At 68.5% G+C, this 25,032-nt stretch carries 28 protein-coding genes and 1 pseudogene; 17 read left to right on the top strand and 12 right to left on the bottom strand.

The genetic code is table 11. From position 1 onward, the window contains the following. Nucleotides 1-125 precede the first annotated feature (125 nt). The 3 genes from HJD23_RS30535 (at nucleotide 126) to HJD23_RS30525 (ending at nucleotide 2,598) form a co-directional block, all read left to right on the top strand. Complete coding sequence (locus HJD23_RS30535; RefSeq protein WP_171111193.1) at nucleotides 126-1,070, top strand: NmrA/HSCARG family protein; 945 nt, start codon at nucleotides 126-128, stop codon at nucleotides 1,068-1,070. 143 nt (nucleotides 1,071-1,213) lie between these two features. Beyond that, on the top strand, nucleotides 1,214-1,594 hold the full coding sequence (locus HJD23_RS30530; protein ID WP_171111191.1) for a DoxX family protein: 381 nt from the start codon (nucleotides 1,214-1,216) through the stop codon (nucleotides 1,592-1,594). 32 nt (nucleotides 1,595-1,626) lie between these two features. Then, nucleotides 1,627-2,598, top strand: a complete 972-nt coding sequence (locus HJD23_RS30525; protein ID WP_171111189.1) for a pirin family protein — start codon at nucleotides 1,627-1,629, stop codon at nucleotides 2,596-2,598. A gap of 133 nt (nucleotides 2,599-2,731) precedes the next feature. On the opposite strand, the gene HJD23_RS30520 is transcribed toward HJD23_RS30525, so the two are convergent. The 5 genes from HJD23_RS30520 to HJD23_RS30500 form a co-directional block, all read right to left on the bottom strand. Further along, nucleotides 2,732-3,916 carry an XdhC/CoxI family protein gene (locus HJD23_RS30520; RefSeq protein WP_171111187.1) on the bottom strand — a complete coding sequence of 395 codons (1,185 nt, stop codon included), beginning with the start codon at nucleotides 3,914-3,916 and terminating at the stop codon, nucleotides 2,732-2,734. 152 nt (nucleotides 3,917-4,068) lie between these two features. Then, a complete protein-coding gene (locus HJD23_RS30515) occupies nucleotides 4,069-6,258 on the bottom strand; it encodes a xanthine dehydrogenase family protein molybdopterin-binding subunit (RefSeq protein WP_171111185.1) in 2,190 nt (729 codons plus the stop codon). Then, nucleotides 6,255-7,235, bottom strand: a complete 981-nt coding sequence (locus tag HJD23_RS30510; RefSeq protein ID WP_171111183.1) for a xanthine dehydrogenase family protein subunit M — start codon at nucleotides 7,233-7,235, stop codon at nucleotides 6,255-6,257. Before HJD23_RS30510 ends, HJD23_RS30515 begins: the two co-directional genes overlap by 4 nt. A gap of 12 nt (nucleotides 7,236-7,247) precedes the next feature. Further along, the gene (locus tag HJD23_RS30505; protein WP_171111181.1) at nucleotides 7,248-7,886 is read right to left on the bottom strand and encodes a (2Fe-2S)-binding protein; all 639 of its coding nucleotides are present in this window, start codon (nucleotides 7,884-7,886) and stop codon (nucleotides 7,248-7,250) included. A 184-nt stretch (nucleotides 7,887-8,070) separates the two neighbouring features. After that, nucleotides 8,071-8,859, bottom strand: a complete 789-nt coding sequence (locus tag HJD23_RS30500; RefSeq protein WP_171111179.1) for an SDR family NAD(P)-dependent oxidoreductase — start codon at nucleotides 8,857-8,859, stop codon at nucleotides 8,071-8,073. A 109-nt stretch (nucleotides 8,860-8,968) separates the two neighbouring features. Here HJD23_RS30500 and HJD23_RS30495 point away from each other — a divergent pair, with 109 nt between their 5' ends. The 3 genes and pseudogenes from HJD23_RS30495 to HJD23_RS30485 all read left to right on the top strand — a co-directional run bounded on the left by HJD23_RS30495 (nucleotide 8,969) and on the right by HJD23_RS30485 (nucleotide 10,007). Further along, the gene (locus HJD23_RS30495; protein WP_240980859.1) at nucleotides 8,969-9,418 is read left to right on the top strand and encodes a MarR family transcriptional regulator; all 450 of its coding nucleotides are present in this window, start codon (nucleotides 8,969-8,971) and stop codon (nucleotides 9,416-9,418) included. A gap of 137 nt (nucleotides 9,419-9,555) precedes the next feature. Beyond that, a pseudogene (locus HJD23_RS30490) lies at nucleotides 9,556-9,735 on the top strand (hypothetical protein); the annotation flags it as partial. Nucleotides 9,736-9,860: 125 nt separating this feature from the next. After that, complete coding sequence (locus HJD23_RS30485) at nucleotides 9,861-10,007, top strand: hypothetical protein (protein ID WP_171111178.1); 147 nt, start codon at nucleotides 9,861-9,863, stop codon at nucleotides 10,005-10,007. Nucleotides 10,008-10,520: 513 nt separating this feature from the next. Here the strand turns inward: HJD23_RS30485 and istB are convergent. After that, a complete protein-coding gene (istB, locus tag HJD23_RS30480) occupies nucleotides 10,521-11,366 on the bottom strand; it encodes an IS21-like element helper ATPase IstB (RefSeq protein ID WP_171111176.1) in 846 nt (281 codons plus the stop codon). After that, a complete protein-coding gene (gene istA / locus HJD23_RS30475) occupies nucleotides 11,366-12,625 on the bottom strand; it encodes an IS21 family transposase (RefSeq protein ID WP_240981002.1) in 1,260 nt (419 codons plus the stop codon). Before istA ends, istB begins: the two co-directional genes overlap by 1 nt. Nucleotides 12,626-13,284: 659 nt before the next feature. Here istA and HJD23_RS30470 point away from each other — a divergent pair. From HJD23_RS30470 to HJD23_RS30450, 5 genes are all read left to right on the top strand, one after another. Continuing rightward, nucleotides 13,285-14,604, top strand: a complete 1,320-nt coding sequence (locus HJD23_RS30470) for a helix-turn-helix domain-containing protein (RefSeq protein ID WP_171111174.1) — start codon at nucleotides 13,285-13,287, stop codon at nucleotides 14,602-14,604. Further along, complete coding sequence (locus HJD23_RS30465) at nucleotides 14,586-15,173, top strand: helix-turn-helix domain containing protein (protein ID WP_171111172.1); 588 nt, start codon at nucleotides 14,586-14,588, stop codon at nucleotides 15,171-15,173. The genes HJD23_RS30470 and HJD23_RS30465 overlap by 19 nt, the downstream gene beginning before the upstream one ends. Before the next feature lie 189 nt (nucleotides 15,174-15,362). Then, complete coding sequence (locus HJD23_RS30460; RefSeq protein WP_171111169.1) at nucleotides 15,363-16,076, top strand: ParA family protein; 714 nt, start codon at nucleotides 15,363-15,365, stop codon at nucleotides 16,074-16,076. Beyond that, nucleotides 16,073-16,516, top strand: coding sequence for a hypothetical protein (locus HJD23_RS30455; RefSeq protein ID WP_171111167.1), 444 nt, complete (start codon nucleotides 16,073-16,075; stop codon nucleotides 16,514-16,516). Before HJD23_RS30460 ends, HJD23_RS30455 begins: the two co-directional genes overlap by 4 nt. Then, nucleotides 16,513-16,809 (top strand): hypothetical protein, encoded by a 297-nt coding sequence (locus HJD23_RS30450; protein ID WP_171111166.1) that lies wholly within the window; start codon nucleotides 16,513-16,515, stop codon nucleotides 16,807-16,809. Before HJD23_RS30455 ends, HJD23_RS30450 begins: the two co-directional genes overlap by 4 nt. A 123-nt stretch (nucleotides 16,810-16,932) precedes the next feature. On the opposite strand, the gene HJD23_RS30445 is transcribed toward HJD23_RS30450, so the two are convergent. Next, entirely contained in the window at nucleotides 16,933-17,088 is a 156-nt protein-coding gene (locus tag HJD23_RS30445) for a hypothetical protein (RefSeq protein WP_171111164.1), read from the bottom strand. Between the two features lie 69 nt (nucleotides 17,089-17,157). On the opposite strand from HJD23_RS30445, the gene HJD23_RS30440 reads away from it, so the two are divergent. Genes HJD23_RS30440 through HJD23_RS30430 form a run of 3 tightly spaced genes read left to right on the top strand, consistent with a single transcriptional unit; the run spans nucleotide 17,158 to nucleotide 18,340 of the window. Continuing rightward, nucleotides 17,158-17,457, top strand: a complete 300-nt coding sequence (locus HJD23_RS30440) for a transposase (RefSeq protein WP_171134068.1) — start codon at nucleotides 17,158-17,160, stop codon at nucleotides 17,455-17,457. Further along, entirely contained in the window at nucleotides 17,454-18,032 is a 579-nt protein-coding gene (locus HJD23_RS30435; protein ID WP_171133993.1) for an IS3 family transposase, read from the top strand. The genes HJD23_RS30440 and HJD23_RS30435 overlap by 4 nt, the downstream gene beginning before the upstream one ends. Then, nucleotides 18,029-18,340, top strand: a complete 312-nt coding sequence (locus HJD23_RS30430) for an integrase core domain-containing protein (protein ID WP_171133994.1) — start codon at nucleotides 18,029-18,031, stop codon at nucleotides 18,338-18,340. The genes HJD23_RS30435 and HJD23_RS30430 overlap by 4 nt, the downstream gene beginning before the upstream one ends. Before the next feature lie 320 nt (nucleotides 18,341-18,660). Here HJD23_RS30430 and HJD23_RS30425 read toward each other — a convergent pair whose 3' ends face one another. The 4 genes from HJD23_RS30425 to HJD23_RS30410 all read right to left on the bottom strand — a co-directional run bounded on the left by HJD23_RS30425 (nucleotide 18,661) and on the right by HJD23_RS30410 (nucleotide 23,048). Further along, nucleotides 18,661-20,592 (bottom strand): hypothetical protein, encoded by a 1,932-nt coding sequence (locus tag HJD23_RS30425; protein ID WP_171111871.1) that lies wholly within the window; start codon nucleotides 20,590-20,592, stop codon nucleotides 18,661-18,663. Next, a complete protein-coding gene (locus tag HJD23_RS30420) occupies nucleotides 20,589-21,155 on the bottom strand; it encodes a hypothetical protein (RefSeq protein WP_171111873.1) in 567 nt (188 codons plus the stop codon). The genes HJD23_RS30425 and HJD23_RS30420 overlap by 4 nt, the downstream gene beginning before the upstream one ends. Continuing rightward, on the bottom strand, nucleotides 21,152-22,528 hold the full coding sequence (locus HJD23_RS30415) for a hypothetical protein (protein WP_171111875.1): 1,377 nt from the start codon (nucleotides 22,526-22,528) through the stop codon (nucleotides 21,152-21,154). Before HJD23_RS30415 ends, HJD23_RS30420 begins: the two co-directional genes overlap by 4 nt. 199 nt (nucleotides 22,529-22,727) lie before the next feature. Continuing rightward, nucleotides 22,728-23,048, bottom strand: coding sequence for a hypothetical protein (locus HJD23_RS30410; protein WP_171111877.1), 321 nt, complete (start codon nucleotides 23,046-23,048; stop codon nucleotides 22,728-22,730). A 182-nt stretch (nucleotides 23,049-23,230) separates the two neighbouring features. Between HJD23_RS30410 and HJD23_RS30405 the strand changes: the two genes are divergently transcribed. From HJD23_RS30405 to HJD23_RS30395, 3 genes are all read left to right on the top strand, one after another. Further along, nucleotides 23,231-23,401, top strand: coding sequence for a hypothetical protein (locus HJD23_RS30405; protein WP_171111869.1), 171 nt, complete (start codon nucleotides 23,231-23,233; stop codon nucleotides 23,399-23,401). A gap of 306 nt (nucleotides 23,402-23,707) precedes the next feature. Beyond that, entirely contained in the window at nucleotides 23,708-24,076 is a 369-nt protein-coding gene (locus tag HJD23_RS30400) for a BlaI/MecI/CopY family transcriptional regulator (protein ID WP_171111879.1), read from the top strand. Next, nucleotides 24,073-24,987, top strand: a complete 915-nt coding sequence (locus HJD23_RS30395) for a M56 family metallopeptidase (RefSeq protein ID WP_171111881.1) — start codon at nucleotides 24,073-24,075, stop codon at nucleotides 24,985-24,987. Before HJD23_RS30400 ends, HJD23_RS30395 begins: the two co-directional genes overlap by 4 nt. Nucleotides 24,988-25,032: the final 45 nt, after the last annotated feature.

Here is a 25,032-nt window from a genome sequence, read left to right as displayed (position 1 = left end):
CATACACCTGCACCTTAACGTACATGACACATCATATGACACGTCATGCACTTCGGACGTGGAGATGAATGACGTGTCATTCAACGGGGGTGTGTCGCCCCTGACCCGATGAGAAGGAGAAGGCCGTGGCGGAGAAGAAAGTGATCGCGGTGGTCGGCGCGACCGGTTCCCAGGGCGGCGGGCTGGCCAGGGCGATCCTGGCCGACGCCGACGGTGAGTTCGCGGTACGTGCGCTGACCCGCCGCCCCGACTCGGACGCCGCACGCGAGCTCACGGCCCTGGGCGCCGAGGTGGTGAAGGCCGACACCGGCGACCTGCGGAGCCTGACGGAGGCGTTCGACGGGGCGCATGGGGCGTTCCTGGTGACCAACTTCTGGGAGGACATGTCGCCCGAGCGGGAGAAGCAGCAGGCGGCAACCATGGCCCGGGCCGCCAAGGCCGCCGGCGTGGCCCATGTGATCTGGTCGACGCTGGAGGACACCCGCGACTACATCCCGCTCGACGACGAGCGCATGCCGACGCTGATGGGCGGCTACAAGGTGCCGCACTTCGACGCCAAGGCCGAGGCCAACCAGTACTTCACCGATGCCGGGGTGCCGACCACCTTCCTGCAGACCACCTTCTACTGGGAGAACCTGCTCGGCCCGATGGCGCCGCGGCGAGGAGACGACGGCCGGCTCGTGCTGGCCATGCCGATGGCCGACAGCCTGCTCGCCGGAATCGCCGCCGAAGACATCGGCAAGACCGCCTACGGAATCTTCCGCCGCGGCGGTGACCTCGTGGGCCGCACCGTGTCCATCGCCGGCGAGCACCTGACCGGCAAGCAGATGGCCGAGCAGCTCAGCGCGGCCCTGGGCGAAGAGGTGGCGTACGTGCCGGTGCCCTTCGACGTGATGCGGGCGCAGCCGTTCCCCGCCGCGGCCGAGTCGGGGAACATGTTCCAGTTCTACGCGGAAGTGCCGCAGTTCAACGCGGTCCGCGACCTCGACGTCGTCCGCGACCTGAACCCGCAACTGCAGACGTTCCAGCAGTGGCTGAACGCACACAAGCACGCCTTCGCCGGCGCCTGACGGGCGACCCGGCGGATCTTATTCCACACATCTGATCCCCAGGGGACCCGGCGTTCTCGCGAAATACCGCTTTCATCCCGCACATCGGGACGCATCACGAGAACGTCGGGGCCCTGTCTGCCTCCCCTCTGATTGGTCTACTCATGAACATCTTTTTGTGGATTCTGGCCGGCCTGCTCGCCGCGGTCTTCCTGGCCGCCGGCGGCGCGAAGCTGGCCCAGCCGAAGGAGAAGCTCGCCGCCTCGCCGAACATGGCGTGGGCCGAGGACTTCTCTCCGGGCACGCTCAAGCTGATCGGCGCCCTGGAGGTGCTGGCCGCGGTCGGGTTGATCCTGCCCGCGGCGCTGGACATCGTCCCCGTCCTGGTGCCGCTGGCCGCCGTCGGCCTCGTGCTGCTGATGGCCGGGGCGGCAATCACCCACGCCAGGCGCAAGGAGTCCAGCGCGATCGTGACGAACCTTGTGCTGATCGTGCTGGCCGGTGCGGTGGTGTGGGGCCGCTTCGGCCCGTACCCCTTCGCCTGATCGCCGGCAGCGTCCGTCCAGGGAGGAGCGCCATGCCCGCCATCACCGTCGAGGACGTCCTCGTCCTGCCCCGCCTGCCCACGCTCGCCCCTGGCAGGACCCGGGTCCGTGAGGTGCGCCGGTTGGTCACCGCACCGCGCGGCTACGAGGGTGAGGGCTTCCCGGTGCGCCGTGGGTTCGCCGACGTCCCCCTGTCTGAACTGGATCCCTTCGTCCACTTCGATCATCTCGGCGAAGTGGACCTGGGCCCCGGTGAGCCCAAGGGGACCCCGTGGCATCCGCACCGCGGCTTCGAGACCGTCACCTACGTCATCGACGGCATCGTGGACCACGAGGACTCCAACGGTGGCAGTGGGCGGATCGCCGACGGCGACACCCAGTGGATGACCGCCGGGGCGGGCATCCTGCACATCGAGGCGCCGCCGGAGAGCCTGGTGATGAGCGGGGGCGTGATCCACGGCACCCAGCTGTGGGTCAACCTGCCCCGGGCGAAGAAGCTGGTCCCGCCCCGGTACCAGGACATCCGCGGCAGCCAGGCGGCGCTGCTGACCACACCGGACGGCGGCGCGCTGATCCGGGTCATCGCCGGCGACATCGCCGGGTACGCCGGACCGGGAGTCACGCACACGCCGATCACGCTGGCGCACATCACAGTCGAGCCTGGCGCCCAGGTCGATCTGCCCTGGCACCCCGGATACAACGCGCTGGTCTACGCCCTGGCCGGCGCCGGCACGGTCGGCGCCGAGAACAGGCCGATCCAGGTCGGCCAACTCGCCGTGCACGGGCCCGGGGACGGCCTGCGACTCACCGCCGCGCCGCGGCAGGCTTCACACACTCCGAAGCTGGAGCTGTATGTCATGGGCGGGCAGCCGATTCGTGAACCGATCGCCCACTACGGCCCGTTCGTCATGAACACCCGCGACGAACTGGTCCAGGCCTTCGAGGACTACCAGGCCGGCCGGCTCGGCGTCATCCCCGCCACCCGGCTGCCGCACACCGGATAGCCGACCACCGAATCTCCTGGCCCGCGGCACGGACCTGGACGGCGGTGAACGCCTGCGCGTCGTCGAAGTACAGCTGCGAGAGCCGGCACCGCACCCGCCGCCGCGACGAGGGGCGCCCCCGATGTCGCCTCGGTCAGTCCTCGAGGTGAGGTGCTCCGTACGGGGTCCATGTCTGCAGCTCCTCTTCTCGCAGGCCCGTCGTCGTCCGGACGGGTTGGTGGATGGGGCCGGTGCGCTGCGACAGAGGCAGGCCCGTGCCCTGGTGGGTGTGGGCGACGATCTCGGCGGTGATGGAGATCGCCGTCTCCTCGGGCGTGTGCGCGCCGAGGTCCAGGCCGATGGGGGAGCGCAGGCGGGCCAGCCGGTCCTCGGGTACGCCGGCTTCGCGCAGGAGTTGCAGTCGGTGCTCGTGGGTACGGCGTGAGCCCATCGCGCCGACATGGCCGACCGGCAGGCTCAGCGCCAGGCGGAGCAGAGGGACGTCGAACTTGGCGTCGTGCGTGAGGGCACAGATCGCGGTACGCCCGTCCACCTCGGTGCGCTCCAGGTAGCGGTGGGGCCAGTCGGCGACGACCTCGTCGGCGTGCGGGAAGCGGGCCCGGGTGGCGAAGACGGGGCGGGCGTCGCAGACGGTGACGTGGTGGCCGAGGAACTGCCCGGCCCGGCTGAGGGCGCCCGCGAAGTCGACCGCGCCGAAGATCAGCAGGCGGGGACGGGACACGTGGGTGTGGATGAGGACGGACAGGCGCTCGGGGCAGGTGTCGGCGTCGCCGCCCACCTCGACACGGCGGGTGCGGCCGGCCCTGAGCTGCGCGCGGGCCTGCGCTGCGACAACCTGGTCCGCGTTCGTGTCGCCCACGGTTCCGCGGTGAGCACCCGTGCCCTCGGGGACGTGGAGGGTGCGGCCGAGGAGGTCGTCCGGGCCGTCCACCACCCCGGCCACAGCGACGGGCCGGCCTCCTACGACCGCGTCGAGGGCGTCGACGAGATGCGGCTCGGCGGCGGGCTCGACCCGCTGCACCAGGACGTCGATCTCGCCGCCACAGGTCAGGCCGACGGCGAAGGCGTCGTCGTCGGAGTAGCCGAACCGGGCGCGGGCGGGCTTGCCGCCGTCCCTGAGCACTTGGACGCACAGTTCGTAGACGGCTCCCTCCACACAGCCGCCGGAGATGCTGCCGACCATGTGGCCGTCCGTGTCGACCGCGAGGGCGGTACCGGGTGGCAGGGGTGCGCTGCCGCTGACGTCGACGACGGTGGCGAGGGCGAAGGGACGGGCCTCGCGGCACCAGTCGTACAGCGTGTCCGCGATGTTGAGCATGGGCGTGCGCTCCGGGTGATGGGGGGCTTGAGGACCGCCGCCGCACTGTGGGGGACAGGGTGCGACGGCGGCCTGGTGCCCGGGTGGGTCGTCGTCGACCGGCGGACGCCGGGGAGCCCGGGTGACCGGTGGTGGCGCGGCCACCCGGGAGTTCAGAGCAGGGCCTCGGGCTTGATCGGCAGTTCGCGGATCCGGCGGCCGGTGGCGTTGAAGACCGCGTTGGCGATGGCGGGCGCCACTCCGACGAGCACGATCTCACCGAGTCCCTTGACGCCGATGGGGTCGGCTTCGTAGTCCTCTCCGTCGATGTAGATCGCCTTCAGTTCGGGGATGTCGGCGTGGGTGGGCACGAGGTAGTCGGCGAGGTTGGCGTTGACGATCCGGCCGTCGCGGTGGTCGGTGACCGTGTGTTCCAGGAGGGCCTGGCCGATACCGCCGGTCATGGCGCCGAGGGCCTGGCTGTCGGCGAGTCTCGGGCTGATGATCCGGCCGGCGTCGTACACACCGACCATGCGCCGTACCCGTACCAGGCCGAGGCGGGCGTCGACGGCGACTTCGGCGAAGGTCGCTGCGTAGGCGTAGAAGGAGAACTTCGCCGATTCCGGCGCCCCGGCGTACGAGCCCATCGCTTCGAGGTGGGTGCGGTTGTTGCGGGCCAGGAGCCGCTGGTACGTCTCCCCGCGCGCGGGGTCGTCCTGCACGTGCAGTCGGCCTCCTCGTACGACGATGCCGGCGGGGTCGACGCCGTGCAGCGGTGACTCCTCGTCCCCGACGGCGAGTTCGATCGCCTGCCGCCGCAGCTTGTCGCAGCCGTCCTGGACGGAGGATCCGACGCTGGCCATGGTCTGCGAACCGAAGTGGCCGGCGGCCGGAGGCAGACGGGAGTCGCCGAGCCGGAAGGTCACCCGGCGCATGGGCAGGCCGAGGGCGTCGGCGGCGAGCTGCGTCATGGACGTGGCGGTGCCGGCGCCCATGTCGGCGGTCGCGGCCCGGAGCAGGGCGGTGCCGTCGGCGTCGAGCCGGACGGATGTCCGGGACTCGGACCGCAGGGTGTCGTAGACGCCGGCGGCCATGCCCATACCGATGAGCCAGTCGCCCTCGCGCCTTGAGCGGGGCTTGGGCCTGCGCCGCTGCCAGCCGAACTCGCGGGCGCCCACGCGGTAGCACTCGCGCAGGCGGCGCGTGGAGAACGGCAGATTGGTGGACTCGTCGTCGGCGGGCTCGTTGCGCAGCCGCAGCTCGATGGGGTCGAGTCCCAGTTCGTGGGCGAGCTCGTCCATCGCCGACTCGACGGGGAAGGCACCGCTGGCGTAGCCGGGGCCGCGCATCCACGTCGGTGTGTTCACGTCCAGCGGTACGTGCCGGTACGCCTGGCGGACGTTGGGGGTGCTGTAGAGCATCCGGCCGGGGACCAGCACGTCTTCTATGTGTGTCTCGTATCTGGAGGTCTCGGCGCGCACGTCGTGCGCCGACGCCGTGAGACGCCCCCGGCGGTTGCTGCCCAGGCTCAGTTCGTACTCGTACGCGGGCCGGTATCCCACGCCGAAGTACAACTGCTTGCGGGTGAGGGCGAGTTTGACGGGGCGCTGCACCTCGCGCGCGGCCACGGCGGCGATGACGGAGTGCGGCCAGGTGCTGAAGGCGTTGCCGAAGGCCCCGCCGATGAACGGGGAGATGACGTGGATGTCGTCCGGTGGCATGCCGAGCGCGCCGGACATACCGAAAGCGGCGAACTGCGTCGCTTGGCTCTTCTCCCAGAGGGTGAGCTTGTCGCCGTCCCAGCGGGCGACGAGGCCGGCCGCTTCCATGGCGTTGTGGTGGTTGCGGGCCGTGCGGTACGTCATGTCCAGCCGTACGGGGGCCGAGTCCAGGGCTTCGTCGGCGTCGCCGCGCGCATAGGTCTCGGGCTCGTGGGCGGGGTCGGCGGCGGCCAGATCGGTGGCGGGCTGCTGGGCGTCGTAGGAGACCTTCACCAGGCTCGCGGCGTGCTGGGCGGTCTCCAGTGTGGCCGCCACCACGACCGCGACGGGCTGTCCGAAGAACCGGATGCGGTCGTCCTGGAAGGGTTGCAGCGGCTTGCCCGGCGGGAATTGCCCTTCTACGGGCGGGAGTTCGGGCGCGTTGAGGTGGCTGATCACCTTCAGTACGCCCTTCTCGGCTTCGGCGGCGCGGGTGTCGATACCCGTGATGCGGCCGCGGCCGACGCTGCTGTCGACGATGACCGCGTGCACGACCCCGTCGGGGTTGTTGTCGGCGGCGTACTTCGCCTGCCCGGTGACCCTCAGCCGGGCGTCGACTCGGGGGACCGCCGCTCCGACGGCTGCCTGTGGCTGCGGGCTCACTTGCCACCTCCTACGACGCGCAGTTGGCGTTCGACGGTCCGTTTGAGCAACTCGATCTTGAAACGGTTGTGTTCGAGTGGCCGGGCCCCGTCAGCCGCCCGCTCGGCGGCCTTGGTCCACAGGGCGTTCGACGGCCGGTGCCCGATGAGCTCCCGCTCGACGGCGGGCAGTTTCCAGGGGACGGTGCCCACGCCTCCGGCGGCTACCTTGGCTTCGCGGATCACGCCGCGTCGGATGTGCAGGGCGACGGCCGCGGAGGTGAGCGCGAACTCGTAGGACTGCCGGTCGCGTACCTTCAGGTAGCCGGACTTCAGCGGGCGCGGGTAGGGCGGGATCTCCACTGCGGTGATCAACTCGCCGGGGCGCAGGGCCTGTTCACGGTGGGGCGTGCTGCCCGGCTTGAGGTGGAAGTCGGCGAAGGGCACGGTCCGCTCCCCGGCCGGGCCGAGCAGGTGGACGGTCGCCTCCAGCGCCGCGAAGGCCACGGCGGCGTCGGAGGGGTGGGTTGCCACGCAGTCGTCGGTGGTGCCCAGGATCGCGTGGCTGCGGTTGTAGCCGTGCAGCGCGGCGCATCCGGAGCCGGGCTCGCGTTTGTTGCAAGGGGCGGTCACGTCCCGGAAGTACGTGCACCGGGTGCGCTGCATGATGTTGCCGCCGATGGTGGCCATGTTGCGCAGTTGGGGCGACGCGCTCAGTTCCAGCGCCTGCGCGACGACGGGGTACAGGGCGTGGACCTTGGGGTGGGCGGCGGCCTCGGTCATGGTCACCAGGGCGCCGATGCGCAGGCCCCCGCGCGGGGTGACTGTTACCTCGCGCAGTGGCAGGGCGCTGATATCGACGAGTGTGCGGAGGTGTTCGACGGTCTCCCGCATCAGGTCGACCAGGGTGGTGCCGCCGGCGATGTACCGCCCGCCGCGCCGACCGGCATCGAGGGCTTCGCGCGTGTCCGCGGCCTTGGTGTAGGTGAAGGGATGCATGGGAACCGGCCCTCACTTCCCGCCCGCGGTCTGCTCGACCGCGCGCACGATCTTCACGTAGCAGCCGCAGCGGCACAGGTTGCCGCTCATCCACTCCCGGATCTCCTCCGCCGAGCCGGCGTGGCCCTCCTGGACGCAGGCGACACCGGACATGATCTGACCCGGGGTGCAGTAGCCGCACTGGAAGGCGTCCTGGTCGATGAACGCCTGCTGAAGCGGGTGGAGCCGGTCGCCCTTCGCCAGGCCCTCGATCGTGGTGACCTCGGCGCCGTCCAGCCGGACCGCCAGTGTCAGGCAGGAGTTGACCCGTCGGCCGTCGACCAGGACGGTGCAGGCGCCGCACGCACCGGCGTTGCAGCCCTTCTTCGAACCGGTCAGGTCCAGGTGCTCGCGCAGCAGGTCGAGGAGCGAGGTGCGGTTGTCGATCGTGACGGTGTGCCGGACGCCGTTGACCGTCAGGGAGACGCGGCTGCCGTGCAGCGCCTCGGCGGCGGCCGCTTCCCCGGAGCCGGGCAGGGGCGCCGCGACCAGGCCGCCGGCCAGGGCGGCCCCTCCGGCCACCGTGGTCGTCGCGATGAACGTACGCCGGGTCGGTGCCGAGCCGGACTCGGCGGGGGGAGACTCGGCTGGGTCGGGAAGTTCGGTGGACATGCCCACTCCTCGGTGCGGGGTACGGATGGTCCTGCTGATCGGCGCGAACCTGTCGGGGCAGGGCGTACGGGGCGTCTCCTGCCGCACCCTCGCCCCGCCCCGAGCCGGGCGCCGACCCGCGGTCTCGCGTGTGCGTCCGCCTCGGCCTCGGCTGTCGCGGCAAGGGCAGTGCGGGGACTGCTGCTCAGGCGACGGGCAGGTGCCCGTAACGGGCGGCCGGGGAAGAATGGTTGCCGGTCAGCAGGGCGGATTCGGCGGTCAGGAGGGCGTCGAGCGCGGCAGCCTGGTCCTCCAGACCGGGGAAGCAGACGGACTCCCCCAGGCGGACGCCGGCGAGACTGGCATGTGCCACACCCTCGGCCGTCATGGCGGAGGGGTAGCCGTGGCCGAAGCCGCCGTGGAACTCCGTCGCCACCACCCCCGGGCACACCACCTGGGCATGGACGCCGGTGCCGGCGAGTTCGTGTGTGAGCGTCCGCGTGAAGGTGACCGTGGCGGCCTTCGCGGCCGCGTACAGGGTGCGCGGCAACATCGGCATCTCCTGACCGGCGGTGAAGGCCAGCAGTGAGGCGAGGGTGATGACGGTGCCCTCACCGGCGGCCAGCATCCCGGGCAGGGCGGCCCGCACCAGACGCATGGGGCCGGCGGCGTTGAGTGTGAGGAGCCGGTCGATCTCGACGGCGTCGACGTCGGTGAGCGGTGCGAAGCCGCCGACTCCGGCGCTGCAGATCAGCAGCCGGACGTCTCCGGCAGCCAGGCGGTCGGTCACGGCGTCGAGGCCGTCGTGCGTGCTGAGGTCGGCGGGCAGAACGTCGACGGCGGCACCTGCTTCGCGCAGTTCGGCGGCCAGCTCGTTCAGCCGGTCCACCCGCCGGGCCACCAGGACGAAGTCGCAGTCGGACGCCAGGAGCCGGGCATAGGCAGCTCCTATGCCGGACGAGGCCCCAGTGATCAGAGCAAGAGTTCGGGACATGGGCCCAGGATTAACCAAGTGCCTGTCGAGAATCAAGCGTTTGACAGCAAGGTGGTTGGTACACGTGAAGCAAGGGTTTGCTATACGTGAATTCCCGTATCCTGCTCGCGTGACCACGGATGACGAGAAGATGCCTGGTGGCAATGTCGGAGCGATCTGGGCCCTGCGGAGGGCGGAACTCGCCGTGCAGGCGCTCAAGGGACAGCGGCTGCGCACCCTGGACATGGCGCCCGCGCACTACTCCCTGCTGTTCTGCATCCACGACGAACCCGGCCTCACAGGCGCGGAGGCCGCCCGCCGCCTGAACGTCACCCCCCAGGCCGTGGCATCACTGGTGACGCGACTGGAGGGGCGCGGTCAGCTGGAACGCCGGCAGCACGCGCTGCACCGCCATGTGCAGGAGCTCCACCTCACCGACGCCGGCCGTGAGGCTTTCGGCTCCGCCAGTGGCGTCGTCGCGGACATCGAGCGCCGCGTCGTCGAGCGGCTGGGCCCGGACGGCACTGCGCAACTCACCGCCTTGCTCGGGCAGGTGGTCGAGGCGGTCCGGGAGCCGTAGGTCACCGCTGCGGTCAGGTCAGCGGTACCCGGCCGGTGCCGCCGGGGATCGTCGACGTGTGGCGGGCGGCGAGAACGGCCGCGTGGGCGTCGTGGCGAGCCAGGAGGGGCCGGACGCGCTGGGGCGCGGGTGGGCCGAGGCGGGTGATCGCGCAGGGCGACCTGGTCGCGGTCCACCAGCACTTTATGGAAGCGCCGGGTGCGCGGGGTCAGGCGATTGTGGATCTGTTCCGGGTGCGGAACGGGAAGATCGTCGAGCACTGGGACGTGATCCAGGCCGTGCCGGAGACGTCGGCGAACGACAACACCATGTTCTGAACGGGGCCGAGGCCTCCCCCTCTCCGATCATCGGACCAGTCGCTCGGCGCCACGGCCGTGGGAGTGGCGCCGGCCTAGGGGCCTCCGCGACCGCGACGGCATCCCCGGCACCGGCGGCCGCACCGGTGACGTTCACACCCGGCCGGCCCCTCCTCTTCCGCCGGGCAACCGTGATCACCACGGCACCCCGCCGCAGGGTACTGCCCGACACCGACGTCCTGGTCCGCGGCACGGACCTGCTGGCCGCCGTCGGGCGTGGTGGTCTGTCATGAGCCGAAGGCGGTGGCACACGCCGTCCGGAGACACCCGAGCAGTCCTGCACGACTTGAGGGGCAAGGGCTTTGCCGGCGAGGCCGACCGTGCGGGCCTTGCGCTCCCCTCACCGCACACCGATGACCTTGCTTCAGCCGGCCGACGCGGCGATTGCGTCCCCGTCGCGTTCCTTCACGCCCACGCACACCCTGGCCCCCCGCCCCGGCGTGGAGCAGACGGGTGGTGCGCGCCCTGCTCGGACACCGCGCCCGTCCGGAGACGTCGACCGACCTTCACCGACCGGTACGCACATACCTGATCGAGCGAATTCACCGCACGACACTCTCTCTTGGAGCTGACAGTGATACACAGCCCACTTCAGGCGCTACGGGCAGGCAGACGAGCCGGGCTGTACGCCGGGTATTCCTGGAGCACCTTTCTGACCTGCGGTTTTACGGTGTCGGCGGCGGCTGAATCGTGACCCACCTTGGGCGGTTGAAATCTGACCCTTTGGGTCTTCCGTTGTGGGTTGCTCAGTCGTTGTCGTCGGCTGGGACGCGTCCGAGTTCGCGTCCTCGCATGCGGTAGGAGTCGCCTTTGAGGGAGTGGACCTCGGCGTGGTGGACGAGCCGGTCGATCATTGCGGCGGCCACGGTCTCGTCGCCGAAGACCTCTCCCCAGCGTCCGAAGGGTTTGTTGCTGGTCACGATCACTGAGGCCCGTTCGTATCTGTTCGAGATCAGCTGGAAGAACAGGTTGGCGGCCTCGGCCTCGAAGGGGATATACCCGACCTCGTCGACGACGATCAGCGGGTAGCGTCCGAGTTTGGTGAGCTCGGCCTGGAGGCGCCCGGTGTGGTGGGCGGCGGCCAGGCGGTCGACCCATTCGGCGGCGGTGGCGAATGCGACGCGGTGGCCGGCCTGGCAGGCCCGGATCGCGAGCCCGATGGCCAGGTGGGTCTTGCCGGTGCCCGGCGGGCCCAGGAAGACGACGTTCTCCTTGCCGACGATGAAGTCCAAGGTGCCCAGGTGCGCGAGTTGTTGTCGTGTCAGGCCGCGCAGGTGGGTGACGTCGAGTTCCTCGATCGTCTTGATCGCGGGGAACTTCGCGGCCCGCACTCGTGCTTCCCCGCCGTGGGACTCGCGTGCGGCAACCTCGCGCTGGAGACAGGCGACGAGGTATTCGGTGTGGGTCCAGGACTCCTTCCGCGCCCTGTCTGCGAGCCGTTCGGCGGCGTCCAGCAGGGCCGGGGCCTTCATCGCCCGGGACAAGAACGCCAGGTCGGCGGCGGTCTGCGTGCTGGTGCGGCGGGAAGCGGACGCAGCTTGGCCCTCCTGGCCGGCCCCGGGCGCTTCGAGGGCGGCGGCGCGGGCGGCCATCAGCTCTCCTCCTGGTCGTTGCCGCCGTTGATGACGGTGAACAGCCGGTCATAGGAGCCCAGCTCGCGCTGTTCGACTTCGACCAGAGCCGGCGGGGCGTCGGTGCCGGTCGCAGCCAACCGACCGTGCTGCCGGTCGCGGGCCTGACCACGCAGGACGGCGGCCGCGGCGGCATGGTCGGCGTCGGTGAGGGTCTGGTGGCGGGCCCAGCAACGCACATGCCGAGCGACCACATCGCCGCCAGTCGTGGTCACGATGATCTCCTCGGTGTCGGCACGGACGGTCACCGTCCTTCCGATCGCCCGCGGGTTCACCGAGTAGTCGCATGTGTCGATGCGGACGTAGTGGTCGCGGCCGATCCGCGTCGAGAACCGCCACCAGGCCGGCGGGTCGACCGGCGGCAAGGCGAGCATCCCGGCCTTGTCGGCTTCCCACCGGTCGACCGGACGGGTGCCCAGGATCCGGTGGACGCGGCGGTTGGCGACGGCCAGCCAGGCGGCAAGCTGGCGGTTGAAGTCGTCGGGTCCCGAAAAGTGCCGGCCGGGCAGGAAGCTGGTGGCCAGATAGCCATTGGCCCGTTCGACCAGCCCTTTGGCCTCCGGATCCCGTGGCCGACACAGGTGGATCTTCGTCGCGAGCAGCCCTGCGAAGGCGGCGAACTCAGAGGTCAGCTTGCCGCGGCCGACGCCGGCCTCGTTGTCCCAGACCAGCATCCTGGGGACGGAACCCCAGGCGGACAGCAGCCGCCAGTGCCCGTCAATCAGGTCCCCAGTGGTCTTCGACGGCAGCATCTTCGCCGTGATCATCCGCGAGTAGCCCGAGACGAGTACCAGCACCGGTGGCCTGCCGGTCTGCCCATAGCCGAGGGGCACGTCCACGTCCGGGAACCACAGGTCGCACTGGGCCAGCTCGCCCGGCTGATACGTCGTCCGCGAGACCGGGTCGGCCGGCAAGTACGCCGGTCTGAGCTCGCGCACTCGTTCCTTGAGGATGGTTATGCCGCGCTGCCAGCCGATCCTCTCTGCGATCACCGTGGCGGGCATCGTCGGCGTCTCGCGAAGAAGCTCGCGGATCTGCACCTCGACCGCGTCCACGACCGAGCCTTTCGCCGCCCGCTCGTACTTCGGCGGCCGGTCCGTGGCCAACGCCCGCTTCACCGTGTTCTTCGAGATCCCCAGGTGCCTCGCGATCGCCCGGATCGGCATCTGCTCGGCCCGGTGCAGCCTGCGGATCTCCGCCCAGTCCTCCACGCAGATCACCTCTTCCCTCCTGACCTTGATCGCCAAGGCCATGGTCAGAGGAAGATCACCAAGTGGGTCACTTTTGATCCGCCGTCAGAGGGTCAGGGTTCGCCCGTCGTCGAGATACGGGATCGGACCGGCTGTGACCTGCTAGGTCGGGTTGCAGAGGCGATCGGAGGCAGTCAGAGGAAACCGCTCTGATTCGACCCCGATTCGACCCGAGCTGCTCGGAGCCAGTCAGAGGCAATCGCCCTCTGCTTGGCCCCGAATCGGCCGAGGTCGGAGCGGTGCCGAACGGATCAGGACTCCTCTGGCGGCGCTCCGAGTCGATCTCGGTCGAGCCGCGATGGGGACGCCTGCCTCCGCCGAGGAGCCAGGCATACGAAGGCCTCCAGGACGGCCATCCTGGAGGCTTCGCCTGGCACCGATTGGAGGTCGGTTCCGGACACCACCCGTGGTTTTAGCGGGCCTGGGTGGCGTCCACGTCCCTGCGAGACGACCCCACAGTGCCACACCACACCCAGCAGACGGACTCACCCCGACGTCCAATTCACCCGAGCGAGCGACTGGGCCTTCACAGGCTGCCCCGAGCCGCGGCTGACCTTGTCCTGCTCGGAGACCTCACCGGCCGCTACGCGGCGGGAAGCTACAGCAGGCTCGGCTCCGACGGCCGGAGCGTGGTCCTGCGCGAGGACCGTCAGGGCGCAGCCGAGCATGGTCACAGGATCACCGCAGCCATCGCCTGCCACGTCGCCCGCGCCGGCGGAACCGTCGACGAGCTGACCCGGCTGCTGCTCCACCCCGACCACGAGGGCGGTCGACACGCCCGGCACATCGCGCTGCGCTCTGGGCAGGCGCGCGCCCTGGACTACATCCGTCGGGTGTGGGCCAGCGCCTCGGCGGTGGTGAGCAGCACGCGAGTCCTGGATTCGCGTCATCAGGCGCACGAGGTTCTCGCCACGCTGCGGGACCGAATCGAGACCACACCCTGGCGCGGCGAGCGGGGGCGAACCGCACTGCGCGTGCTGCGGGCACATCTGACCTTCGCGGAGATCGCCGGCGGGCCCCTTCACCACGCCAGTGAGCGGCAGACCGCCGAGGAGGCAGGCGTCTCCCGGACGACGCTGCGGGTCGTCTACGAGACGGTCCTCAAGCCGCAAGGTTGGCTGCGCCGCCTGCGGGTCGGCCATGGCCGGGAGGGCTCCACCTGGTACCTCGCCGACGGTAACGCCCCCGCTTCGCTGTCTCGTTTCCGGACCACTCAGTACCCCCCCGACCCGGCACTTGAGGAGTGGCCCACCCCTGAGACAGAGACGGCGGCCGACATCGATTCCACCGTCATCGGCCGCCTGATGGGCCACGACGCCTTCGCCCACCTCGGCCTCGGCAGCTCCGCCCTCATGGTCATCGGCGCGCTGCACGCCCGGCCGGCCCAGACCATCAGCGAGCTCGTCGGCTCAGCATCGGTATCCCGGGCCACCGCCTACCGGACCTTGCAACGCCTGGCCGACCACGGCCTCGTGCACCACAGCGGAGAGACCTGGAGCCTCGCGCCTCGCGCGCTGGAGGGCTTCGGTACCAGCCTGCCGGATGAGGTTCCCGCACCGACCGCGCCCCCGGCGCAGGGCTGGGACGCGGTCGCCCGGCACTACGGCACCGCAGGCGTCGCGTGCCGGCGCAAGGCGCTGCACGCGGCCGAGCGCACGGCCTACCGGGAGGCACTGGACCGGCTGGCCGAGCACCGCAGCAAGGCCATGGTGATCGTCCGCTACGGGCGCCGGGTCCTGATCCCGGCACCTCGTCCCGACGAGATCCCCTCTGCGTGGCACGTCCCGGGCGGGCGCGTCCTCGACCCGGTCACGGGCCGACCTGACGCCGAATGGCGCGTGGCCACCGACGGTCGGCTGATCCTCATCACCCCATCGGACCAGCGCAGTTACGACGAGCTGGCCGCCGCCCATGCCGAAGCCCTCAGCGAATGGGAGTCCGCCGCATGAACCCAGAGCCCCCAGTCACATCCGATGCGAGCGAGGCCGTGACGCCCGAGTCCCTGCGCAAGCAGTACGAGTCCGGTGCCACGGTCGACGAACTCGTCGCCGCCAGTGGGCTGTCGTACGGCACGGTCCTCAACCGGCTGCACGATGCCGGGACCGAGATGCGCACGTCGTGGCAGACCCGTCGGATGCGCCAGGATCCGCAGGCGCGCCAGCGTCTCGCGGCCCACCTGCGCACCCTGTACGAGAAGCATGGCGCGACCCTCACCGAGCTTGCCGCGGCGGGGGCTGGGACGAGGCGTGTTGCCCGGCGCCTGTTGATCGAGGCCGGCGGCGCTGTGCGCACCACGCAGCAGACGCTGCGGATGCGCGCCGCAGCGCGGGCCGCCGAGCGGCAGAAGCTCGCGCTGTCGATGCGGGCGCGGTACGAGGCCGGCGCCACGGTCCCGGACCTCGCCAAGGATTGCAACTACTCGGTCGCCACCGTCTACCGGCTCCTGCACCAGGCCGGAACCCGGATGCGTCCCCAGCACAACCACAGCCCGGCCCCTGATCCGAGGAAGCGGTCATGAGCGACCCCGCCGGGTCGGGTGTCCCCCGCCATGTTCGACAGATCAAGAGGTCGGCCGTGCGCCATCCCGGACGCAGCGCTGCCGCACGGGCCCCTCCGTCATCGGCAAGCAGCCGCCGCCGAATGTCGGCCCCTCTTCGCCGACGCACACAGGACAACTCACCTTCCAGTTTCAGGAGATCAAGCACACGTGAACGAGAACACCCGTATCAAGACCCTCGCGGCGGCCACAGCCCGCCCCTGGGACGCCTTCGTGATCGTCGTCGGCATGCTCAAGGGCGGCACCGGCAAGACCACCTCGGCCTGGTTCATCGCCCTCTACTACGCCGTCGTTCTCAACCTGCCGACGCTGCTGCTGGACGCCGACGCCACCAGCCAGTCCGCCTACGACTGGTTCAAGGTCGCCCAGGCCGAGGGCTTCGAGATCCCGGCCAACCTGGTGGTCGAGCGGTACCCGTTCGACGACATCGCCGAGTACATCCGTGAGAAGCGGTCCGAGTTCGGCGCGATCGTGGTCGACGCCGGAGGCGGCAGCGCCCGCATCTTCCACGAGGCTGTTACCGAGGCGAACCGGCTGCTCGTACCGGTCGCCCCCACCAAGATCGAGCGCCGCAAGCTCGTGGCCACCTTCGACGAGGCCGAGCGCGCCGCCGCCCGCAACGAGCGCGACGTCACCGCCCACGTGGTCCTCGTGAAGGCCGACGACCGCACCAGCCTGCCCCGCACAGCGAAGGACAAGCTGCTGGAACCCGAGAAGGGCGAGGGCATCGGCCCGGACCGCGACGAACCCTTCCCGCTCGCCGAGACCGTCATCCACTCCTGGGTGCACTACATGGAGGCCTTCGGCGAGATCCCCACCGAGCTGAGCGAGTACGCCGAACTGATGAAGGAGCTCACCGCATGAGCGAGCGCATGAAGCCCCCCACTCGCCGCACCGGCCGCCCCCTCGGCGGGGCCAAGAAGGCGACTCCGCCTCCCCCTCCCCCGGCCGCCGAGCTCACCCCCGAGCAGTACGCCGCCGAACAGGCCACCGCCCAGGGCGAAGGCCGTCCCACTGCGAGCAAGGCGCAGGTTCAGCCCGCTCCTTCCGCCGTTCCCGCCGAGGCATCGGCGCACGGCCGGACCGAGGCGGTGCCCGAAGTGGCGCAGACCTCAGCCCAGCCGACTGCCGAGGCGCCGAGCGGCCCGGTGCCGGAGCCGCAGCACCTGCCCTCCAGCCCACGCAGCCGACCGAACCCATTGCGCAACACGGCTCGTTCGCGGCTCCTGGCGCAGTCTCGGGCGCTGAGGTGGCGCTTCGCCCTGCAACTCCTCCGACGGCAGGCGGCAACGGGTTCCCGGTGAGGGCCGATGTTGCACGGGCTCACCAGGAACAGGAAGCACAATCGCAGGCAGCGCCCAGCGAGGGAACACCATGGGCTCAGGGATCCGGCCGTCCCAAGGACATTCCTGAGACCGCCGTCGTTCTCAACCAGCGCATCATCGCGCGCGAGAGTCTCGACTCGTCGGTCCCCGCCGCACTGAAGCTGAAGAAGCGGATCAAGCGCTTCGCGCTGGACAACGAACTCGATCACCTGCCCATCGGCGACATCGTCTCCGTTGCGCTGGACGAGTGGCTCACCGCCCGCGGGTTCTGATTCTGACTGCAGTGCACGAGGGGCGGCCGCCCCACGCTGGGGTGCGGCCGCCCGTCGCGCCGACTATTCCAATAGCCCAATAGGCGGGTAGCTATCCGCCTAGCCGGACCGACCGGAGCAGCTCTAGTGCCTGATCACTCCCCCTATGCCCGCCGACTGCGGGAAATCGCTGACGCGCTCGACGCCGAGTTCCAGCCCACCGACGACGCTCTTACGCCGCACCCGGACACCCTGAACGTCATCAAAGACCGGCACACCAAACGAGGGCAGCTCAACCACGCTGAAGCTTCCCCTTGATCGTGGACACCTGGAGACTGGGACCTGAGGTTCCAGAGGAAGTAGCACCAGGTGGGAAGCAAGTACACGAAGCGGTACACCGAGGAGTTCAAGCGGGACGCGATCGCGCTCGTCGACTCCTCGGGCAAGACGGTCACTGCGGTGGCCCGGGAACTCGGCATCAGCTCGGAGTCCCTGCGTGGCTGGTACCGCCGGGCCAAGGCGGACCGGGGCGAGGGCGAGCCCGGTGAGCTGACCAGCGCCGAGCGCGAGGAACTCAAGCGGCTGCGCAAGGAGGTCCGCGAACAACAGCAGACGATCGAGATCCTGAAAAAAGCGACCGCCTTCTTCGTGAAGGAGAACGACCGGTGAGCGAGCTGTACCGGTTCATCCACACGGAGAAGGCGAACTACCCGGTCGTTCTGCTGTGCCGGGTGCTGAAGGTCGCCCGCTCGTCGTACTACGCGTGGTGTGATGGCGAGGCGGCCCGCCGCGCCCGGGAGGCCGCGAACGACGCGCTCGGGCATGAGATCACGGTGCTGCACATCGCCTCCCGCCATACCTACGGTGTCCCGCGCATTCACGCTGAACTGCGACGCCTGGGGCAGCGGGTGAACCGCAAGCGTGTCGCCCGCGTGATGCGCGAGCGCGACATACGCGGCGTCACACGGCGCAAGCGCCGCTCGCTGACCCGGCCGGATGCGAAGGCGAAGCCGGCCCCGGACCTGATCGGCCGTGACTTCCACGCCGAGCGTCCCGGGATCAAGCTGGTCGGCGACATCACCTACCTGCCCACCGCCGAGGGCTGGCTCTACCTCGCCTGCTGGCTGGACCTGGCCACCCGCGAGGTCGTCGGCTATGCCATGGCCGATCACCACCGAGCCGACCTCGTCGTCGACGCCCTGGACATGGCACATGGCCGGGGAACCTGGAGCCGGGATGTGTGATCCACAGCGATCGCGGCAGCGAGTATACCTCGTCCCAATTCCGTTACCGGATAGAGGAGTTGGGACTCCGGCAGAGTTGCGGGCGGACTGGGTCATGTTTCGACAATGCCGCCGCGGAGAGCTTCTGGGCCCTCCTGAAGGAGGAGATCGGCACCCGGACCTGGCCCGACCGGGCGACCGCCCGCGCCGAGGTCTTCACCTTCATCGAGACCTTCTACAACCGCCGCCGTCTGCGCAAGCACAAAATCTTCGGCTACCTCACCCCGGCCGAGACCAGGCAGCGACACCAGCACGCCCTTGCGGCGTAACGATCACGTGTCCGAGATCACGGGGAAACTTCAACGCCGTCCCTGAAGTTCTTCAGTTCCAGCGCCGGATCCGCCGCTGCAACGCCGACACCGACATCCCTCACGGTGACATCGTCGCTCTCGCCCTTGACGCCTGGCTCCGTGCAAAGGGCTACCCGCCCGGCCTCGCCCCGACCGAGACGGAAACTCCATGACCGGGCAGCCCAAGTGCGACTCGAATCGCCCATCCCGCGCCCTGTGCCATCCCAAAACACCGTCAGCTCGTGCTGCTCGGTCACCCACGTCTAGCCGGCTGCCAACCGAGCTCTGGGCCCAGACCTCTACGAGGTTTCCGCAGGCTTACCGATTGTCCTGACATTCGACAAACCAGGGTGATGAATTGTTGAAACAGTTGGGCTGTCGTAGTCGAAGTCGATCTCAGAGTAGTGGCTTCGGTACTCAGCTGGCAGATTGTTATCGGCGACGATGAACTGCACCTTCCTTTGATTGGCGTCAGCCAGCGTTACAAGCCGCCGATACAGTGCGGCCGCTAGCTCGTCATTTGGAGTATTGAGAGCCAGTCGGGGTGTATCGATGAGAAGGAACGCCGGATAGGGGGTCTCCGGGTTTCTGAGCGCCACAGCCAGAAGCGAAGTCCAGTATGCGAGCTGCGTTGCCGTCATCATGCCGCCACCGGGAGGCATGAGGTCCGAGAAGACTTTTCCATTGAGTACTGGCAAATAGTTGGTGCGGTGGATTTCTACAGTCTGTACCCCTGGGATGCGAAGCGTTGTCGCTGCGGCCTGGAATTCTTCCGAGATCTCGTCGAGAATCTCGTCTCGCCGCAACCTAAGCGCTAGTGTCGCCTGGTCGATCCGGGCCTGGAGCCGATCCTGCTGAGTGCGTAGTTCCTGTACTGCGTTTTCCAGGTCGTTGACGCGGTCCCACTGGCGCAGCACTCCTTCGAGTTGCTTCTGCTGGGCCCGGGCTGTGGCCAGGCGCTCCGTGGCGTCGCTGTAGGCCTGAAGTCTGGGGGTGACGCGGTCAACGGTGCGGCTGTCGAGTTCTTCGGTGAGCTTTTGGACCAGGTTTTCCCTGCCCTCTGCTGCGTCGTTCGCTTCACTGATTCCCAGGATCAGGGAATCAAGTTGGTCGTCCATCTCTTCGAGTTGCTGGGTCAGCTGGCGCAGCTCGTACTGGTCCTCTTCGCCAGAGGCCTCCACGGGGTCCGGCTGGAGGCAGACGCGGCAGGTGTCTGCGGGCACCTCTCGGCCGGACACAGACTGCATGCACCGCGGGCAGACGAGAAATTCGATGTTGGCGAGTCGCTCGCCAGCGTCGCGCATTCTGTTGAGCCGGTCCAGATCCGACTGGACCCGCCGCCGCTCTTGAGCACATTCGTTTTTTTGGCGTTGCAGTTCTTTCACCGTAGCGCGGGTGTCGGCGAGGCTGCGCTCTGCCTCTGTGAGCAGGTCGCGCATGACTTGCGTGTGACGATCGACTACGGGATCAATTTCATCACGCAGAACAGTCCGCTCGGATTCTGCTTCATGTTCTGCAACAATCGCCCGCTCAAGGGCTGCCTCGGCCTCAATCCTTTGCGTGGTTGAGCTGTCACGAAGGAATTGGAGAACCGCATTGTACTGCTCAGTCGCTGCTGCGATTTTACCTTTGAGTAGATTCACCTGAGAGCGCATGTCCAGAATGGAGGAGTCCGTGAGCCCAAACATGAGCTCAAAGACGATCTTCCGTTTGGGTTCAAGATAGCTCTGTCGGCTGTTGGCGATGTCGATGTTGATTTCGTACTGCGGAAGGTACAGAACGGAGAAGACGTCGTTGAATGAGATTCGGCTGCCTGCTTTGGTGCTCTGTCCGGATGCCGCAGCCTTCATGTCGTCGGGGAGTCCCAGAGCGCTGAGCAGGAGGGTATTGAGGCTGGGCTGGGCCGTGCCGATGTGGTGGTCCGGGAGGCGCTCTTGCGCAGTGAGGTCGGTGACGCGGGCCTTCTTGCGCTTGGTGCTGTCGAGACTGCGCGCGATGTGCAGCCTTTGGTCGCCAATCGTGACGTCGAGGATGACGTCGTTGACGTGCTCTTGGGCGACGGTGGCCAGCCTCGCATCGCCGCCAAAGCCGAACTTGATGAGTTCCAGCAGGGTGGTCTTGCCGACGCCAGTTGGTCCGGCGAGTACGGTCAGGTCGGAAGGGAAGCTGTAGTTGACCTCTCCTTCCGTGGTTGCGAGAGTGACCGCATTGATCCGGAACTGTGTGCTCATCGGATCACCTGCCGGTGGGGGCGGTTCATGAGCGGTGCAAGTCGCTGGTAGATACGGTCCTTCAAGGCGTTCCCTGTGAGTCCGGTTGCTGCTGCGGCGACTGCGTGGCACCGATCACTGATCGGCGCCCACTGGTTCGTGGCAGACATGTCTCTGCTGAGCCGTTTGCCGGCGGCGGTGGGGGCGAGGGCGACGCTTCCTTGTCGGCCGCGCTTATAGATGAGAAGTCCGCGTCCGACGAGGGCACCGATCACCGAGTAGTAGCGATCGTCCCAAGGCCCGTATTTGTAGCGGGTCATGGGCGCTTCGACATCCGTGGGGTGCGCGTCCTCAGCCGGTGTGAGATGCAGCCGTGGATCTGCGGGCTGGAGTTCTTCAAGGACCTGCGGTGCGAGTGCGGGGTAGCGGACCAGAAAATCGAGCTTCGCCAGTTTGGTGAGGCCGTCGAGCTTGCTCTGATGCCCGGGCGTGGAAGCGACGGCCGTCACGAGGAGCAGGACTCGGGCCTGGTGGTAGGCAAGGTCTTCGCGCAATAGGGCCAGTTCGAAGGCATCGTGGCTCATGATGCATCTCCTCGCTGGGTTCGAAGGCGCGCGATTTCACCTTCGACGTCGAAGCGCTCACTGAACCACACCTTGCATTCGCTGGTGAGGTCGCAGATACCGCCGAGGGCCAGGTCAGCGTCCATGCCCACGGGCAGCGCCTCTTCGGGAAGGTCATCAACGCGCCGTTGCAGTTCTCGCCAGAGCGCGCTTCCTTGAATGGTGGGATTCGATGCCGCTGCTGCGGCCTCGTCACTCACGCGGTGCAGGCGTCGACGAAGTCTGGCCTGCTCGGCGCGGGCCGCAGGATCTCCACTGAGCCGTTGGCGCCAGTAGTCCCGGTACTCGCGGTGCAGTTCTTCTGCCCGTTCGATGCTGTTGTCGCCACATTGGCCAGCGTTCATCTTGACCGACAGGTGGCTGAGACGCGGTTGCGGGACAAGCGGTTGGAAGCCTCGCGGATGGGCTATCGCCGTTCTGATCGCGATATCGATATCTGCCATGGCAACGATGCGACTGACGTCCACGCGTTCCAGGTCCGCAGTGGTAGGCAGCGGAGTGCCTGGCCTGTAGGCCAGGACCGCCGGGAGCTTCCCGCGAGGCATGGGGCCGGCTGCCCTCATCCGGACGCGCATGAGGTCGTGGACGGCTTGCCACACTGGGTCTGGTGCCACCTGCGTGCGGAATCGTTCCAGTACGGGTTTGGCGTACATGTTGGCCGCTGCGTATGCGACGAAGCCCCGCGGGAGACGAGTGTGGTCGATGACCAGCATGGAGAGAAACCGGGCAACCTGGGCTTGTTCTTCCTCTGTCGGTTCCCTCGGGTTACTGGTTTGATTCCAGAGGACTGGGAGGCGCTCCGGTTTGGTGTGCTGCCGTATGCACCGGCACAAGTCCTTGATCGGCTTTTCGTACTCTTCGCCGGTGGCGAGGGGAAGGCCGCTCATGCGCAGTGTGCGGAGGTGCTGGATGGTGGCGGCCAGGTCTTGGGCAGTACCTGACAGTCCAGGAGTGGTCACCAGGCGGCAGGTGGGCTTCTCGCCCAGCGTGTGCCATCGGTTGAACAGGTGGGCGATTCCGCCATCGTCAGCGAGCTGGTTGATGGTGGTGTAAGCGCCGTAAGGGGCATCTCGATGTTTTGCTGAAACCAGCTCGACGTCGTCGTCGACCACGACTGCCCAGTCCTCGTGGCGTTCGCAGACGATGCGGCAGGTGTTATCTGCTGCAAGGAGGCCGTCGCTGTCGAGCGCCGTCTCGTAGAGGGACAGACCATCGGCGGTAGCCATCGCTGCTTGCCAGTCAAACAGGTCGGCCGTTTGCGCGCCTGCGTCGTCCGACTGCGGCACCGTCCAGAACAGCTCAACAGCGGTCGGGCCCGTTGCGTTCGCGTCCAATTACACCCCCTGGATCACAGGCGTAACTTTCCGTGTTCGCAAGCTCACGGTCAAGTCCTGCTGCGCGACCGGTGGGCCATGCACCTCGTGAGATGGTGCGCAGTGGCCCGGCATCGGTGCCCCTAACGCCGCATCCAGACCTTCTAGAGTCATCAGCAACAGGCATACCAAATGCCGCGTTTCTCGCGCCGAGGCACGGTTAGTGTGGCGGGCTGCTTGGCGAGTGTCCGTTGGCGGACTGCATCTGCGATGCGACGGAACGCAGACGGTCGGCAAGTTCTGGCTGGTCGTAGCGGGTGAAGATCTGGGCAAGGCTGTCGACGAGGTTCATGCGGGCGGGCGTGTCGAGGTCCTGCACGAAGGTCTGGAGCAGGTGGGCGACTTGGACCCAAACGGTGTGCGGACCGTAGGTGGTGATTTCGCGCGTCAGCTGGCTCAGGGCTTCGATGGTGTTCGGGTCGGCGGCTTGTGGCTGGTGGATGAGCCAGTAGGCGAGAGCCAGTGTGGGTGTTGTGGACAAGGCTCGGTGCAGCGCTGGGGTCGTGGTGTTGCCAGGCTGCGGGTGTTTTCTCCCATCGTCCGGTCAGGTGTGCGTGGAAGTTGTAGCCGGGGGCGTTGCTGCGCAGCGCGTACATGGTGTCGTTGTCGGTGAGGTGGCTGGCCCGCGGGGCGGGCCAGCCGGCTCGGTCACGGTTGCGGCGCATGAGCAACTACGCCGTCCCCGATGCCCTTCAGCTTCAGAAACGCATCCGCCGCTACAACGCCGATCACGACATGCCCCACGGCGACATCGTCGCCCTCGCCCTTGACACGTGGCTGCGTGCTAAGGGCTACCCACCCGACCTCACCTCGCCCAAAGCCGAAGCACGCTGATCACGCGGCCGACTTCACTGCCAGGTCCCGCCAGGGCGCCCCCGTCCGTACCCGCCAACGGATCCCGCCAAGCAACTCGCGGCCGGGCCAACGGCCTGCCCCTCACCGCGACCGGCAACAACGGCTCCAGCAGAGATCTCCTCATCCCACACCGAGATCATCACGGCGCAGGGACAGGAACAGGGCTGAGGAGAGTAGACGGAGGGACTACTCCTCGGCCCGGCGCCTCGGCGACATCGCGGAGGCCGGGCAGCCGAAGGCACGTTCTACTATGGCGCTGCGTATTGCAGTGGAAAGGGAGCGACGATGCGGCGGCTGGGGGATCTCGAGGCAGAGATCATGGATCGCCTTTGGCGGTGGCAGCGGCCGGCGACGGTGCGGGAGATCGTCGACGACATCAACGAGGAGCGCCCGCTCGCCTACACCACCGTGATGACCGTGACCAACATCCTCTACACCAAGGGCTGGCTGCTGCGGAGCAAGCAGGGGCGGGCCTGGCTGTACACGCCGGTCCGCAGTCGTGAGGAGTATGCGGCGGCGCTCATGGAGGACGCGCTCGGCGCGAGCGAGGACCGTCCCGCGGCTCTGGCCCACTTCGTCGAGCAGATGGGTCCCGACGAGATCAGCGCCCTGCGCAAGGCATTGCGCGCGGCGGGGCGGCAGGCCGAGTCGTGAACGCGGCGCCCGCGCTGCTCGGCTACGCGGCAGGAGTCGGCTTCCTCGCCCCGCGGCTGCTGCTGCGCAGCGCTTGGCCGCACCGCGCGCCGGTCCTGGCCGTGGCTGTCTGGCACGGGCTGACCGTGTCGTTCACCATCGCTGTCGCCCTGGCCACGTACCACCTCGCCAGCCCGACCGAGCACCTGCACGCCGACCTGATCGGCGTGCTGCATTCCTGCGGTCTGACCACCGCGACCGCCGCGCCCGACCCGACCATCATCGACCGCTTGGCGATCGGCCTCCCGCTCTCGGTGGTGCTCCTGGTGCTCGGCTGCTTCGTCTTCGAAGTGCTCCGTGGCCGACGCGCTCGAACCCGTCACCGGGAGGTTCTGGACATGGTGGGCCGGCGCTCGCAGCACTTGTGCGCCACGATCCTTGAACACGAACTGCCCGCCGCCTACTGCCTCCCGGGACACAACCCGCGTGTCGTCGTCAGTGCGGGCGCCCTGCGGCTGCTGTCTCCTGGGCAACTCGATGCCGTACTCGAACACGAGCGTTCACACATCGCGGGCCGCCACCATCTGGCACTGGCCGCCACCGAGGCGTTCGCCCGGGTCTTCCGACGACTTCCGCTCGCCCACCACGCCAAGGAGCAGACCGCAGTACTCCTGGAGATGATCGCCGACGACCGGGCACTGCGCCGCCAGTCTCGCGAGGCGCTGGCCACGGCCATGTACGAGATGGCGGCGGCCAAGGCCGCCCCCGTGGGCGCGTTCGCGATGGGCGGCCCGAGCGCGGTGGTCCGAATGAAGCGGGTACTCATCCCGCAGCAGCGACCGCATGTCGCGCTCCTTGGCTCGGTAGCCGCCGCAGCGGCGGTGGTGCCGGTGCTCCCGCTGCTGTTCGGCTGCGTACCCACCATCGGATAAACCGGGCGCAAACGCCCCTCTTTCCCGTCGTGGATTGCAACTCCA

This window comes from Streptomyces sp. Z423-1, from assembly GCF_013009255.1.
GTDB lineage: Bacteria > Actinomycetota > Actinomycetes > Streptomycetales > Streptomycetaceae > Streptomyces > Streptomyces gossypiisoli.
The sequence above is the reverse complement of the archived record's forward strand: the minus strand, read 5'-3'. Positions and strand labels throughout refer to the sequence as shown.

What these genes read in the sequence shown, in the direction of transcription:
- HJD23_RS30530 (WP_171111191.1), top strand. Translation starts at nt 1,214, where the DNA reads ATGAACATCTTTTTGTGGATTCTGGCCGGCCTGCTCGCCGCGGTCTTC.
- HJD23_RS30525 (WP_171111189.1), top strand. Translation starts at nt 1,627, where the DNA reads ATGCCCGCCATCACCGTCGAGGACGTCCTCGTCCTGCCCCGCCTGCCC.
- HJD23_RS30520 (WP_171111187.1), bottom strand. Translation starts at nt 3,916, where the DNA reads ATGCTCAACATCGCGGACACGCTGTACGACTGGTGCCGCGAGGCCCGT.
- HJD23_RS30510 (WP_171111183.1), bottom strand. Translation starts at nt 7,235, where the DNA reads ATGCATCCCTTCACCTACACCAAGGCCGCGGACACGCGCGAAGCCCTC.
- HJD23_RS30505 (WP_171111181.1), bottom strand. Translation starts at nt 7,886, where the DNA reads ATGTCCACCGAACTTCCCGACCCAGCCGAGTCTCCCCCCGCCGAGTCC.
- HJD23_RS30500 (WP_171111179.1), bottom strand. Translation starts at nt 8,859, where the DNA reads ATGTCCCGAACTCTTGCTCTGATCACTGGGGCCTCGTCCGGCATAGGA.
- istB (WP_171111176.1), bottom strand. Translation starts at nt 11,366, where the DNA reads ATGGCCGCCCGCGCCGCCGCCCTCGAAGCGCCCGGGGCCGGCCAGGAG.
- HJD23_RS30465 (WP_171111172.1), top strand. Translation starts at nt 14,586, where the DNA reads ATGGGAGTCCGCCGCATGAACCCAGAGCCCCCAGTCACATCCGATGCG.
- HJD23_RS30455 (WP_171111167.1), top strand. Translation starts at nt 16,073, where the DNA reads ATGAGCGAGCGCATGAAGCCCCCCACTCGCCGCACCGGCCGCCCCCTC.
- HJD23_RS30425 (WP_171111871.1), bottom strand. Translation starts at nt 20,592, where the DNA reads ATGAGCACACAGTTCCGGATCAATGCGGTCACTCTCGCAACCACGGAA.
- HJD23_RS30420 (WP_171111873.1), bottom strand. Translation starts at nt 21,155, where the DNA reads ATGAGCCACGATGCCTTCGAACTGGCCCTATTGCGCGAAGACCTTGCC.
- HJD23_RS30405 (WP_171111869.1), top strand. Translation starts at nt 23,231, where the DNA reads ATGAGCAACTACGCCGTCCCCGATGCCCTTCAGCTTCAGAAACGCATC.
- HJD23_RS30400 (WP_171111879.1), top strand. Translation starts at nt 23,708, where the DNA reads ATGCGGCGGCTGGGGGATCTCGAGGCAGAGATCATGGATCGCCTTTGG.